At 38.9% G+C, this 12,897-nt stretch carries 12 protein-coding genes; 4 read left to right on the forward strand and 8 right to left on the reverse strand.

Annotation, left to right across the window (positions count from 1 at the left end):
• Nucleotide 1 precedes the first annotated feature (1 nt).
• On the forward strand, nt 2-919 hold the full coding sequence (locus tag F886_RS13075) for an alpha/beta fold hydrolase (RefSeq protein ID WP_005306106.1): 918 nt from the start codon (nt 2-4) through the stop codon (nt 917-919).
• A 47-nt stretch (nt 920-966) separates the two neighbouring features.
• Here the strand turns inward: F886_RS13075 and F886_RS13080 are convergent, their stop codons facing one another.
• The 6 genes from F886_RS13080 to argC form a co-directional block, all read right to left on the reverse strand.
• Nucleotides 967-2,022 carry a 3-deoxy-7-phosphoheptulonate synthase gene (locus F886_RS13080; protein WP_005306109.1) on the reverse strand — a complete coding sequence of 352 codons (1,056 nt, stop codon included), beginning with the start codon at nt 2,020-2,022 and terminating at the stop codon, nt 967-969.
• 424 nt (nt 2,023-2,446) lie between these two features.
• Nucleotides 2,447-2,809 (reverse strand): YnfA family protein, encoded by a 363-nt coding sequence (locus tag F886_RS13085; protein ID WP_005306112.1) that lies wholly within the window; start codon nt 2,807-2,809, stop codon nt 2,447-2,449.
• 3 nt (nt 2,810-2,812) lie between these two features.
• Complete coding sequence (gene clpA, locus F886_RS13090; protein ID WP_005306114.1) at nt 2,813-5,089, reverse strand: ATP-dependent Clp protease ATP-binding subunit ClpA; 2,277 nt, start codon at nt 5,087-5,089, stop codon at nt 2,813-2,815.
• Nucleotides 5,090-5,098: 9 nt separating this feature from the next.
• The gene (gene clpS / locus F886_RS13095) at nt 5,099-5,512 is read right to left on the reverse strand and encodes an ATP-dependent Clp protease adapter ClpS (protein WP_005306116.1); all 414 of its coding nucleotides are present in this window, start codon (nt 5,510-5,512) and stop codon (nt 5,099-5,101) included.
• Between the two features lie 9 nt (nt 5,513-5,521).
• Nucleotides 5,522-6,280: a DUF6776 family protein gene (locus tag F886_RS13100; RefSeq protein ID WP_080645537.1), complete on the reverse strand. Its 759-nt coding sequence runs from the start codon at nt 6,278-6,280 to the stop codon at nt 5,522-5,524.
• 75 nt (nt 6,281-6,355) lie between these two features.
• Nucleotides 6,356-7,411, reverse strand: coding sequence for an N-acetyl-gamma-glutamyl-phosphate reductase (argC, locus tag F886_RS13105; RefSeq protein ID WP_081402179.1), 1,056 nt, complete (start codon nt 7,409-7,411; stop codon nt 6,356-6,358).
• A 184-nt stretch (nt 7,412-7,595) separates the two neighbouring features.
• On the opposite strand from argC, the gene F886_RS13110 reads away from it, so the two are divergent.
• Nucleotides 7,596-9,104: a hypothetical protein gene (locus F886_RS13110; protein WP_005306126.1), complete on the forward strand. Its 1,509-nt coding sequence runs from the start codon at nt 7,596-7,598 to the stop codon at nt 9,102-9,104.
• Here the strand turns inward: F886_RS13110 and F886_RS13115 are convergent.
• A complete protein-coding gene (locus F886_RS13115) occupies nt 9,101-9,781 on the reverse strand; it encodes a YgjP family zinc-dependent metalloprotease (RefSeq protein ID WP_005306129.1) in 681 nt (226 codons plus the stop codon). The genes F886_RS13110 and F886_RS13115 overlap by 4 nt on opposite strands.
• Entirely contained in the window at nt 9,781-10,452 is a 672-nt protein-coding gene (rpiA, locus tag F886_RS13120; protein WP_004791976.1) for a ribose-5-phosphate isomerase RpiA, read from the reverse strand. Before rpiA ends, F886_RS13115 begins: the two co-directional genes overlap by 1 nt.
• Before the next feature lie 101 nt (nt 10,453-10,553).
• Between rpiA and ilvA the strand changes: the two genes are divergently transcribed.
• On the forward strand, nt 10,554-12,101 hold the full coding sequence (gene ilvA / locus F886_RS13125; protein ID WP_171056849.1) for a threonine ammonia-lyase, biosynthetic: 1,548 nt from the start codon (nt 10,554-10,556) through the stop codon (nt 12,099-12,101).
• A gap of 145 nt (nt 12,102-12,246) precedes the next feature.
• A complete protein-coding gene (locus F886_RS13130; RefSeq protein WP_005306134.1) occupies nt 12,247-12,897 on the forward strand; it encodes a potassium channel family protein in 651 nt (216 codons plus the stop codon).

Here is a 12,897-nt window from a genome sequence, read left to right on the forward strand (position 1 = left end):
CATGCCATATTACACCATGCCCGATCGGGAAAATTTATTTGTTCGTCGTGTTGGTCGTGGTGAACCAGTTTTGGTTTTATCTGGTCTTGGCATGCAAAGCTGGCAATGGCTTCCTTTTATTTATGCAAACCGTAAAGATTATGAGTTTATCATTCCAGATTGGCGTGGTTTTGGTGGTTCAAAGAACTGTGCAATCCCTGAACAAGATGCAATTTCTAGCCACTGGCAAGATGTCGCCCATTTAATAGAACAATTAAAACTGGATAACTTTATCTTGATGGGTTATTCAATGGGTGCTACAACGGCCATGCATGGTATGAAACATGCTCATCTCGCACAGCAACTAAAAGCTTATTTACATATCGACCAAACACCTAAAATATCTGTAGATTCAACATGGGAATATGGTTTATTCGGCCCTCTACATCCCCAATTCAAACAATTATTAAATGATATCTATCAATTATTATCAAAGCACAAAAATGCTAAATATCTTTATGAATTATCCCTTCCAGATCGACAAGAACTGGTTCGTCTTTGGGTAGATTTTATTGAGTTACAAAGCAGCAATCCTTTTAGCCCTTTAGTTTTTAAAACAGCGCTCAAACAGCCTTTTCTACAAAAATACTTATTACCAATTCAGCGTCTAGATTATTTATTTTGGTATGTCGAAAATTATCTTTATCACAATGAAGATTATCGTGAAGCCATTCAACAATTACAATGCCCAACAACCTTCTTTATTGGTCGCAACTCGACGCTTTATCCAGAAACTGGACAGACACTTATTGCACATAGTGTTGAACACGCAAAAGCAATATATTTTGAGCGCTCAGGCCATACACCGTTATTAACCGAGCCGAAAAAATTTGGACATGAAATCACTACATTCTTATCAGAACTAAAACATGCTTCTTAAAAAATAAAGGGATCTATTCGTAGATCCCTTTTTAAGTCGACAAATGATTAAGCAGAATGAGCTAACTCTTTCACTTTTAATTGCTCAGAAACACTTAACAAAAGTTGCTCGGTTTTTTCCCAACCTAAACAACCATCAGTTACTGACTGCCCATAAGTCATATCACAAGAAATCTTTTGGCTACCATCAACCAAATGACTTTCAATCATGACACCCTTTACTTGGGTTTTTAAACGTTCCGCAACGATTTGCTGTAAAACTTCTGGCTGACGCAACGGATCTTTACTGCTGTTGCCATGACTACAGTCAATAACTAATGCCGGAAGATTTTGTTTGTGTTTTTCTCGTATTGCCTGAATTGAAGCCAAATCGTAATTTGGCCCATGATTTGCTCCGCGCAAAATCAAGTGTGGTAATGGATTGCCAGCGCTCTGAATCACTGAAGGTAAGCCTTGTTGATTCATTCCTAAAAATTGATGCTCATTTTGTGCTGACTGAATTGCATCTAATGCAATCTGAATTGAACCATCTGTACCATTCTTGAAACCAATGCTGTATGGCATGTGGCTTGAGATTTCACGGTGAATCTGAGACTCGCTGGTACGAGCACCAATTGCGCCCCAAGCCAATAAATCATCAAAATAACCAGTTGCCATTGGACTTAAAATTTCACTCGCAATTGGCAAACCCTTTTCAATAATTTGCAGGTAAAGTTCGCGAGACTTTTCTAAACCAAGTTGTAAATTTGATGAGCCATCTAAATTTGGATCGTACATAAAACCTTTCCAACCCACAGTTGTACGAGGTTTTTCAATGTATGCACGCATCACGATAAAAATCTGATCTTTTACTTTTTCTTGTAATTTTTGCAATCTTTCAGCGTATTCAAGTACTGCAACCGGATCATGAATTGAACAAGGCCCTGTAATTACCATTAACCGAGGATCGTTGCCGTTAAGAATATTTTGAATAGTTTGGCGATGTTCGGCAATTTGACGCACGAAAGAGTGTGCAAGCGGATATTTTGCTTTTAACTGGACAGGTAAACTAACTGGTGTTTCTTTTGTATTGCTTTGTGTCAATAAAGTATTTAGGGCATTCATTGGTTTTTCCTTGGGACTGCAATCTATTCAGTCCGATCATTTATTTGAGCGTTTTGGATCTATTCGTTGGTAAAGGTAAGCAAAAGTAAAACCAATAAAAGTTGCTAAAGTACGAATAAGTCATATTGTTCATTTTAAATTCCTCAAATCAAAAAAGATAAAGCATAAAAAAACCTGATCGGGGTTGCCGATCAGGTATTAACTGTGATGGGCAACTTTCTCATGCCCGAATACGCTCAGGCAACTATCTAAATTGCCAAAAGTAATAGTAAGCGTTAGTGTTCACAGATAGATTTAACATCTTTATCTCAAATATTAAAAAATGTTCCTTAAATCTAAAATACGCATTGTTGAGAGCTTTGACAAGTCTTTTTTTAGAAAAAACTTCTTATTTTCACGCTTAAGATTTGATTCATTCATTGTGTTAACGAATCAGCCCTTGTGGTTGTAAAATAATTAAGCCAGCTCCACAAAGCACAATTAGACCACCCAATATATCCCATCTTGTTAATCCGACCTGATCCACAAAACGCAACCACATGAGAGCAGTAAAAATATAAATACCGCCATATGCAGCATAAATGCGCCCAGAAGCTGCTGGATGTAAAGTCAGCAGCCATACAAAGACAGCCAGACTTAAAGCTGTAGGTAGCCACAGCCAAGCAGACTTGCCTTCTCTTAAAATCAGATAAGGGAAATAACAACCAAGAATTTCAGCAATTGCTGTGATAATAAATAACCCGAATACACTTAGTATTCGGGTTATAGCAAGACTATCAATTAACATAACTTACGCTGGTTCTGCCGTATGATGATCTTCAAAAACTTCAAGTTTTAAGCCGACAGCTTTGCCATCTTCATTTTTCACTGATACAGCCACATTACCACCATGATCTGCAAGTTCGCCAAACAGAATCATTTCAGCTAGTGGTTTCTTCAAGTGTTCTTGAATGAGGCGTTGCATTGGACGTGCACCCATCAAGCGGTCATACCCATTTGTTGCCAACCAATCACGAGCACTTTGATCCACATCAAGTACAACTTGTTTGTCATCTAGTTGTGCTTGTAATTCTGTTAAGAATTTATCAACCACAGACTCAATCACAGTTGTTGGTAATGACTTGAATTGAATAACACTATCTAGACGGTTACGGAACTCTGGTGAGAAAGCACGTTTCATTGCTTCTTGGTTATCAGAACTATGATCTTGTTCAGTAAAACCAATACTCGCACGAGAAATACTTTCTGCTCCAATATTCGTAGTCAGGACAATAATCACATTTCTAAAGTCTGACTTACGTCCGTTATTATCCGTTAAAGCACCATGGTCCATGATTTGTAGCAACAGATTAAACACATCTGGATGCGCTTTCTCAATTTCATCTAGCAATAAAACACAGTGTGGATTCTTATGAATCGCATCAGTTAATAGCCCACCTTGGTCATAACCTACATAACCCGGAGGCGCACCAATCAAACGTGAAACTGCATGGCGTTCCATATATTCAGACATATCGAAACGCACAAGCTCAACACCTAACAGCTTCGCAAGTTGCTTAGTCACTTCGGTTTTACCGACACCTGTTGGGCCAGCAAAAACAAAACTACCTACTGGCTTATCTGGTGATTTCAACCCAGCACGAGATAACTTAATCGCTGAGCCTAAAGCAGTAATTGCCTCATCTTGACCAAACACAACGCGTTTTAAATCACGCTCAAGATTTTCAAGCACAGACTTATCGTCTTTAGAAACAGTTTTAGGCGGAATACGAGCAATCTTAGAAACGATATCTTCGATATTCTCTACCGTAATCAAACTATCATCGCTTTCAGCTTTCAAACGACGCTGAGCACCAGCTTCGTCAATCACATCAATTGCCTTATCTGGCAAGAAACGATCATTAATGAATTTAGCAGAAAGCTCTACAGCTGATACCAATGCCTTATCGTCATATTGTACGTGGTGGAAATCTTCAAATTTAGATTTTAAACCACGCAAAATATCAATTGTTTCAGCAATACTTGGCTCATTGACGTCAATTTTCTGGAAACGACGTGATAACGCATGATCTTTTTCAAAAACCTGACGATATTCTTGGAACGTCGTTGAACCGATACAACGTAAAGTACCATTAGCCAAAGCCGGTTTGATCAAATTCGAAGCATCCATTGTGCTGCCCATACTTGAGCCTGCGCCAATGATCATATGAATTTCATCAATGAATAAAATCGCATTTGGATTTTTCTTCAAAGCATTAAGCAATTGTTTTAAACGTTTTTCAAAGTCACCGCGATATTTGGTCCCAGCAACTAATGCACCAATATCTAAGCTATAGACTTCAGCCTGACTTAAAGGTTTAGGTGCCTTACCATTCACAATTAACCATGCTAAACCTTCAGCAATCGAGGTTTTACCAACGCCCGGATCACCAACAAGTAATGGGTTATTTTTGCGACGGCGGCACAGAATTTGTGCTGTACGCTCAATTTCTTTTTCACGACCAATAAGTGGATCAGTTTTGCCTTTTTGCGCTTCAACATTTAAGTTCAGCGTATAAAGCTCTAATGGTCCTGCATTGCCCGCGCTAGTTTCACCCTCAATATCTTCAACTTCTTCTTCAACTTGCACTTCATCTTTACGTGTCCCATGAGACAAGTATTGAGTCAATGTCAATCGATTGATTTGATGACGTTTAAGCAAATACACAGCAAAAGAATCACGCTCTGAATACATTGCGACCAAAACATCTGCGCCTTCAACAGTACGATCGCCGCCACTTGATTGCACGTGGAAAATAGCACGTTGCAAAATGCGGTCGAAACTTTCTGTTGGATGAGGCGCTTGCTCGCTATTTTCGCCAAGCTTAGGAGTATGCTGTTCTACATATTCTTCTAATTCTTTACGTAAAGAAACTATATCGGCCCCACATGCTTTTAAAGCATTCACGGCCGAATCGTTGTCGAGTAGTGCTAATAATAAATGTTCAACTGTAAGAAACTCATGTCTCTTTTGACGAGCCATGCTAACAGCCAAACGTAATGATACTTCTAATTGACGACTGAGCATGTAACCCCCTTATGCTTTAGGCTCAATCTGGCAAAGTAATGGATGACCTTGCGATCGAGCGTAATTATTAACAAGGTTTGCTTTGGTCTCCGCGATGTCTCTTGGATATACCCCAGCAATACCTTTACCTTCATAGTGTACTGTTAGCATTACTTGAGTTGCTTGGTCAAGATTCATTGCAAAGTATTGTTGTAAAATTTCAATTACAAAGTCCATCGGCGTGTAATCGTCATTCATTAATACGACTACATACAATGGCGGACGCTTGAGTTCAGGAGGTGCTGTTTGTACAACAACCTCTCCGTCATGATCTTCGTTTTGCGAATCACTTAAGCGTGGATGGAAGTGCCAATCGACATAACCAGACTGCTGAAAAGAAGCCTTAATATCTTTTAAGTTTGTTTGACGCTTATTTGTTCGCATAGGATGTTACTATTGTGAATTTGCTTCAGCTTGAGGAATTTCTGCCACGAAAGCAGAAGATGTTTCGACAGGTTTACCGCGCTGCCAACTAAAACGTTTAATAACTGGTGTATCAGAGCCGCCTGTTAAACGTACCTCAATAAATTGAGGTGTAAAACCTTTAGGCATCGTCCAACGACCTGTTAAGCGCTCGAAGTCAGTAAAGTTAAAGCTTTTAGCTTCAAGTGGTACAACTAAAACTTCTGTATCTTTAATGAGTCTTATCTCAATTGATCCTGAAGCACGGCGCTTACTTGGGCTTACCTGTACTAGATCCAACTGATATTCATAAGCATTTTCAGGCAAAGGTTTGATTGCCAAATTTTGAATGGTCAAACTTAAACCACCACGCTGCCTCAAGATATCTCGGTAGATATTACTCATACCTTCTTGCTGCGTTTTATCAGCGTTGGCCTGATTAAGAGCTTCAAACAGATCATTTGCATTTGTTACAGCAACATCACGCTCTTGTACCGCAGCGTTCAAGCTTTTATTAACCGCATCTAAAGCTGTTTTCTGCTTTTGCACCACTTCAACCAATTGCTCTGCATCTGCATCGTAACCTACAACAGTTAAACCTTGACGGTGCCCAATTGTATAGCCGAGCGCAAGACAACCACTCATTAAAATAGCCGCACCAATAAACAAAGGTTTATTAGTATTTAAAAAATTTTTCTTTTGCAACGAACTTTCTGCTGAAGTCGTCTGTCCAGAGTTTTGCATCGTCATCTCAGTGTTTAAGATCAGAGTCAAGACACACATTTAAATCGAAATTTAAATGTGTGTGAAGCAAAAAAGAGTTTTTTATGGTAATAAACCAATCCCTTGTAAGCCTTCATCTTCATCAAAGCCGAACATAAGGTTCATATTTTGTACAGCTTGACCAGATGCACCCTTCACAAGGTTATCTTGTACCGCAAGAATAATAAGTTTATTCGGCTGCGGCTTATATAAAGCAATACGAAGCTCATTCGCACCGCGCACACTACGTGTTTCAGGCGAACTGTTAGCAGGCATCACATCAACAAATTTTTCATTTGCGTAAAATTGCTCATACAATGCCTGAATATCAGTTTGTTTTCCAGTTTCTGTCAAATCGACATAAATTGTGCTGAGCATACCGCGAATCATTGGAACTAAATGAGGAACAAATAAGAGCCCTTCGAAGCCACCTTTTTGTCCAGAAATATTTTCTAATGCTTCAACAATTTCCGGATGGTGACGGTGACCCGCAACGCCATAAGCCTTGAAGTTATCAGCATTTTCACTATAGATCATGCCTAAGCTTGCTTTACGGCCAGCTCCTGAAACACCTGATTTCGCATCAATAATAATATTTTTTGTTTCAATCAATGCTTGCGCTGATTTCAAAAGTGGCGCCAAACCTAATTGGACTGTAGTCGGGTAGCAACCAGGGTTACCAATAACTTGCGCCTGTTTAATTTTTTCGCGGTTTAATTCAGCCAAACCATATACTGAGTTTTCTAGAACGTCTGGGCACGCATGCTCCATGCCATACCATTTCTCAAACTGCTCAAGATTTTGCAAACGAAAATCAGCTGCCAAATCAATCACTTTAGTGCCTGCCGCAATCAATTCTTTTGCATGCTGCATCGCAACACCATGCGGTGTAGCAAAAAATACAACATCACACTTTTTTAAATCATCAATATTTAAATCAGAAAATTGAAGATCAGTATGTCCACGTAAATTAGGGAACATATCTGCAACTGGTTTGCCCGCTTCTGTACGTGAAGTAAGAACTCGAACCTGCGCTTTAGGATGTCGTAATAAAATACGTAATAGTTCAACGCCTGTATAACCCGTTCCACCAACAATTCCGACAGAAATCACGTGCATTACCTCAATTTTTGAATCTATACTTGTGCTGTAGTATGACAGGATGTCCAAGCTTACAAAACCATTTCATGCTTGGTAATTTTAATTTTTTTAATTTTAGCGACAATTAGATAGCACTTATTCAACTGTCAGAACTAAACAAATATCAGCAAATAAATATCAGATTTAATTTTGGAGAGCTAGGATGCTTCATCAATCAAAAGAAACAAAATTACACACTTACCTTGGTTTAAGCACATTAATTTTAAGTGCTGCTCTTGTTGGTTGCGGAGGTGGAGGTAGTAGCAGTGGTAGTTCACCAAGCACTCCAACACCTGTTGATCCTACCCCAGAGGCAACAACTGATGTTACTGTTAAATCTCCCGTAGAAATTCGTAATATCCAATTCAAAGTATATGACAACAGCACGAACGCTGTTTTAGTAGATACCTCAATTGCAAGCTTAAACAGCTTTAATGTCAAAATTCCTACCGCTAAATTAAGTCGTTTATATCGCGTAGAAATTACGACTCAAAATTCATCTCAAGTATTTGATCCCATTACCTCAACCTATCAAAATTTCTCTGGTACTTATCATGCATTTATTACACCGAACAGTATAAGTGGGAGAACCCTATTCATCAGTCCAAGTAGTGAAGCGGTTTACCAACGAGCTGTGATACGCTCAGGACAACTTCCTCAAGAGACGATCGACCCAACTCGCATTGAACAATTACATGTAGATTTAGCTTCACAAGATGTTTATAGGTCTCTTCTTAATGCATTTAAAGATGCTGACATTCCAAGTTTAAGTCCAGCCAACTCCCTCATGCAGTACTCCTCTATAAAACCTAGTACATACGTGGATACCTATCTTAGCTTGGGCTACTTACAATATTGGTCAACTGTTCATGGTGGAACAACCACATTCCAAGAGCTCATTAAAAGTTTTGCAACTGATTTAAAAGATGGTTTTTTAGATGGAAAAAAACTTCAAGGTGATCAAACAAAATTTACCCCTATTTTCGCATCTGCTCCAGATAATATTGATCCAGTTAAAAATACACTGTTAGATATCGCAGCTAATCAAAAAGCTACACGCGATAATTTTGCATCCAATTTAAGGGCATCTACTTTAGAATTAGCCAAGGCTAATTCACAACAGCTTTTAGATCAGAATGGTTATGACCTTCTGCAAAAGAAACAATATTCAGGGATCGTACCTGTCGGAAATACGACTGACTTTTTCCGTATAGATGGTGCTGGTGATTATCGTCGCGCTGTAGGTTTTAGCGGTATTACAGCGACCTGTAATGGTTCTGCATATCCTTGCAAACAAGGTTTGACCAGCATTAATCTTTCCGACCCAAAACTACCTGCTACAGATTATTTAGTGGGTCATTACGAAGACACTGCAACAGGTTGCCAGCTTAATTTCCGTGCGAATGGTCAAATCGACCTTATTAAAGGATCACAGACTTATCGCTCTGCGTTAAGTGCGGACAGTACAGATAATTTATTGCAAATAGATGCTGCAAGCTCAAGTTATTTACTCAACTCAAGTTCCGCCGAACCCAACAACTCAACGCAGCAATACAACTTTATACAACTATCAATTAAAGCAAATAAAATCGTGAGTGCTAAAGCAGGTTTAGACAGCCGGAAAGCACCAGATAACTTACAAACACCACAACTAGAATGTAGTTTTAGTTAGTTCGAGACATACCACCATGCAGGCAACGGATTTGATTTAAGTTGTCTGCGGTGTTTTTGAAAATATGGATCGTATTTTTCAACTTCTGCCCAAAAAGCTGGGCTATGGTCAAAATGTTTAGTATGAGCTAATTCATGAATAGCCACATAACGAGCAATCTCGTGTGGCATCAATACTAATCCTGCATGTAGCATAATATTATGCTGACTACTACAACTTCCCCAACGAGTTTTCGGACGGCGAATTGTACATTCTCTATAAGCCAAATGAGTGTGTTCGCTTAACTCTTTTAAAAGCTCGGGTAACTCTTGTTTTGCAAAGGTAATCACTGCACTTTGTAATGCCAAATATGGCTGCGTGTCTTTAAGAAATAAACAACTGCTTTCCCAATCGAATTGAAAAACTCGATGCTGCTTTTGAACAATGACCTGAAACGGTTGGTCTTTATTAAAAAAATAAATCTCGGAAGGAATTTCAATCGATGCCGATTGAACATTTTGTTGCTTATTCCACGTCTCGGTCAACCATTGTTCAGATTGAGCCAAAAATTGCTGAATTTGTTTTTTACTACAAAACAAAGGAACCGTGAGACGGATTGAAGCAGGCTCAACACGTAAGCGCAATTTTCTTGCTCTTACGTGTCGAACGATTTTAATTTCTGGCATTTCCGCAGACATTACTGTGCAGTACGCTCTTCAATACCATTATTTGTTGCAACGATTGCAATTGTTGCAGGGTTTAACGCAAAAATACCGTTAGTCACAACACCTGGGATATTGTTGATGGTCTTTTCCAAATCAATTGCATTTAAAATATTAAGATTAAATACATCTAAAATCACATTACCGTTATCTGTTACTACACCTTCACGATAAACTGGGTCACCACCTAAACTTACCAACTTACGAGCTACAGCAGAACGAGCCATTGGAATAACTTCTACTGGAAGTGGAAAATCACGTCCGAGTTGATCAACCCATTTTGAATCATCAACAATACAAACAAATTTCTTAGCAATTGAAGCTACAATTTTTTCACGTGTTAATGCAGCACCACCACCTTTAATCATATGCATATGACGGTCAATTTCATCTGCACCATCAACATAGGCATCTAAACCACCTACATGGTTCATATCTACAACTTCAATGCCTAATTTTTTAAGACGATCAGCAGTTGCTTGAGAACTTGCCACAGCTGCTTCTAATTGTAATTCAGGCAATAAATCAATTAGAAAATTTACGGTACTTCCAGTCCCAACCCCCAAAATGCCACCTTTGGGCAAGTGTTTTAAAGCAGCTTTCGCAGCAGCTTGTTTCTTTTCATCTTGGGTTGCATATAGACTCATGACATCACTCAACTATTTTTTGACATTTATGCACCAATAATCGGCGCAAATGCACAAGGGTTTGCTACAATAATTTCCTATTTTAAACTGTTATAGGGAAGATGAACATGCTGTCTCGTGTGGTACGACAAATTTTACAAGCAACGGTTTATGATGTTGCAATTGAAACGCCTCTCGAAGCAGCTCCACGAATTAGTCAAAAATTAAATAATACAATTCGTTTTAAGCGCGAAGATTTACAACCTGTTTTTTCTTTTAAATTACGTGGTGCCTATAACCGTATTAGCCAGTTACCTAAAGAACAACTCGAACGTGGGGTAATTTGTGCCTCTGCTGGCAACCATGCTCAAGGTGTAGCATTATCAGGTCAACGCTTAGGAATTCCAGCAATTATTGTTATGCCAAGTACAACTCCTGACATTAAAGTTCAAGCAGTTAAACGCTTGGGTGGTCAAGTTGTATTACATGGTGATAGTTTTGATGTAGCAAATAAATATGCACAGCAACGTGCCGAAGTTGAAGGCCTTGTATTCATTCCACCCTACGACGATGAACTTGTTATTGCTGGTCAAGGCACAATTGCAAATGAAATCTTACGTCAATGGCGTGATGTAGAATATGTGTTTGTTGCTGTTGGTGGCGGTGGCCTAATTTCAGGCGTAGCAGCTTACCTTGGTGAAGTTGCACCCCATGTTAAAATTATTGGCGTTGAATATGAAGAGTCTGCATGTTTAAAAGCAGCCTTAGAGGCCAATGAGCGCGTAATCTTGCCACATGTAGGATTGTTTGCAGATGGTACGGCTGTTGCACAAATTGGTGCTTTACCATTTGATATTATTCGTCTGCGCAAGTCTGATAACTCAGGCCCAATTGTTGATCCAGATATTGTGACGGTAAATACAGATGAAATCTGTGCTGCCATTAAAGATACATTTGACGAAAACCGCAGCATTGTTGAACCATCTGGTGCAATGGCCCTTGCTGGTATCAAGAAATACATTACTGAACATAAAATCAGCAATAAAAATATGGTATCGATTGTATGCGGTGCCAATATGAACTTTGACCGCCTACGTTATATTGCTGAACGTACTGAGTTAGGTGAGCAACGTGAAGCGATCTATGCAGTTACCTTATCTGAAGAAAAAGGCGCATTCCTAGGCTTCTGCCGTGCTTTACAAGGTCGCAATATTACCGAGTTTAACTACCGAGCAAACAATACAGATGAAGCGCAAGTATTCGTCGGTATTAGCTTAAAAGGTGGTGATGCAGAGCGTCATGAAATTTTAGAACAATTAAAGCAACAAAATTATGTAGTAGATGACTTATCTGATGATGAGGTTGCCAAACTACATATTCGTTATTTAATTGGTGGTCATGCAAATATAGATGATGAAAGATTATTCCGTGTTGAGTTCCCAGAACGTCCAGGTGCCCTCTTAACCTTCTTAACTCGTTTAGGCCCAACCCACAATATTACGTTGTTCCATTACCGTAATCATGGCGCAGCTGAAGGACGTGTTTTAGTAGGTTTACAAGCAACTGATGCGAAACAGAACCCTGATGGTCTAATCGAAACTCTTGAGCAGATTAGTTATCCGTATGCAGAAATTACGAATAATGTTGGCTACAAACGTTTCTTGAAATAATTTTCAATTTTGATGAATAAGCCGACAAATTTGTCGGCTTATTCATATAATTCTTTTAATATTCCCCTCATATTTACATTGCCTCTCTTTATCTCCAAGAAAATATCCTTAAAAATAAACGTCTAATCAGGAAACAAGGATCAATATGGCACAGTTTGCGGTCATTGGCTTAGGAAGTTTCGGAGCAACAGTTGCTCAAGAGCTCACAAAATTAAATCATGATGTTATTGGCATTGATACGGTAAAAAAGAATGTTGAAAATCTTGCCGATGTTTTAACTCATGCCGTCATTGCCGATGCGACTGACGAACACGTACTTGATGAACTTAATATTCAAAACTGTGATGCAGTTGTGGTCGCAATTGGTGAGGATATTGAAGCAAGTATCTTATGTGTACTCAATTTAAAAAATTTAGGTATAGATAAGATTTGGGTAAAGGCAAAAACCAAAGCACATCACACCATTTTGTCGCACCTCAATATCAATAAAATTATTCATCCTGAAGAAGATATGGGGGTACGAGTTGCCCAAGCACTGAACTATCCAATGGTTAGTCGCTATATGTCTTTAGAAGACGATCACTACATTATAAAAATTGAAATTCCTGACAAGCTTAATGGCATTAACTTATATGGCATTATGCAGCAAGCGCCACAGGTTAAAACATTGCTCGTAAAAAGACAGCAGCAAATTTTGTTTGAGACCGAAGAAAATTTCACCTTGCAGACGCATGATATTCTTATTTTAGAAGGTCATTTACCGCAGTTAAAGAAACTTTCTCATTGCTTCACATAA

Origin of the sequence: Acinetobacter sp. NIPH 542, from assembly GCF_000369825.1 — a bacterium.
Classification (GTDB): Bacteria; Pseudomonadota; Gammaproteobacteria; order Pseudomonadales; family Moraxellaceae; genus Acinetobacter; species Acinetobacter oleivorans.

What these genes read in the sequence shown, in the direction of transcription:
- F886_RS13075 (WP_005306106.1), top strand. Translation starts at nt 2, where the DNA reads ATGCCATATTACACCATGCCCGATCGGGAAAATTTATTTGTTCGTCGT.
- F886_RS13080 (WP_005306109.1), bottom strand. Translation starts at nt 2,022, where the DNA reads ATGAATGCCCTAAATACTTTATTGACACAAAGCAATACAAAAGAAACA.
- F886_RS13085 (WP_005306112.1), bottom strand. Translation starts at nt 2,809, where the DNA reads ATGTTAATTGATAGTCTTGCTATAACCCGAATACTAAGTGTATTCGGG.
- clpA (WP_005306114.1), bottom strand. Translation starts at nt 5,089, where the DNA reads ATGCTCAGTCGTCAATTAGAAGTATCATTACGTTTGGCTGTTAGCATG.
- clpS (WP_005306116.1), bottom strand. Translation starts at nt 5,512, where the DNA reads ATGCGAACAAATAAGCGTCAAACAAACTTAAAAGATATTAAGGCTTCT.
- F886_RS13100 (WP_080645537.1), bottom strand. Translation starts at nt 6,280, where the DNA reads ATGACGATGCAAAACTCTGGACAGACGACTTCAGCAGAAAGTTCGTTG.
- argC (WP_081402179.1), bottom strand. Translation starts at nt 7,411, where the DNA reads ATGCACGTGATTTCTGTCGGAATTGTTGGTGGAACGGGTTATACAGGC.
- F886_RS13110 (WP_005306126.1), top strand. Translation starts at nt 7,596, where the DNA reads ATGCTTCATCAATCAAAAGAAACAAAATTACACACTTACCTTGGTTTA.
- F886_RS13115 (WP_005306129.1), bottom strand. Translation starts at nt 9,781, where the DNA reads ATGTCTGCGGAAATGCCAGAAATTAAAATCGTTCGACACGTAAGAGCA.
- rpiA (WP_004791976.1), bottom strand. Translation starts at nt 10,452, where the DNA reads ATGAGTCTATATGCAACCCAAGATGAAAAGAAACAAGCTGCTGCGAAA.
- ilvA (WP_171056849.1), top strand. Translation starts at nt 10,554, where the DNA reads ATGAACATGCTGTCTCGTGTGGTACGACAAATTTTACAAGCAACGGTT.
- F886_RS13130 (WP_005306134.1), top strand. Translation starts at nt 12,247, where the DNA reads ATGGCACAGTTTGCGGTCATTGGCTTAGGAAGTTTCGGAGCAACAGTT.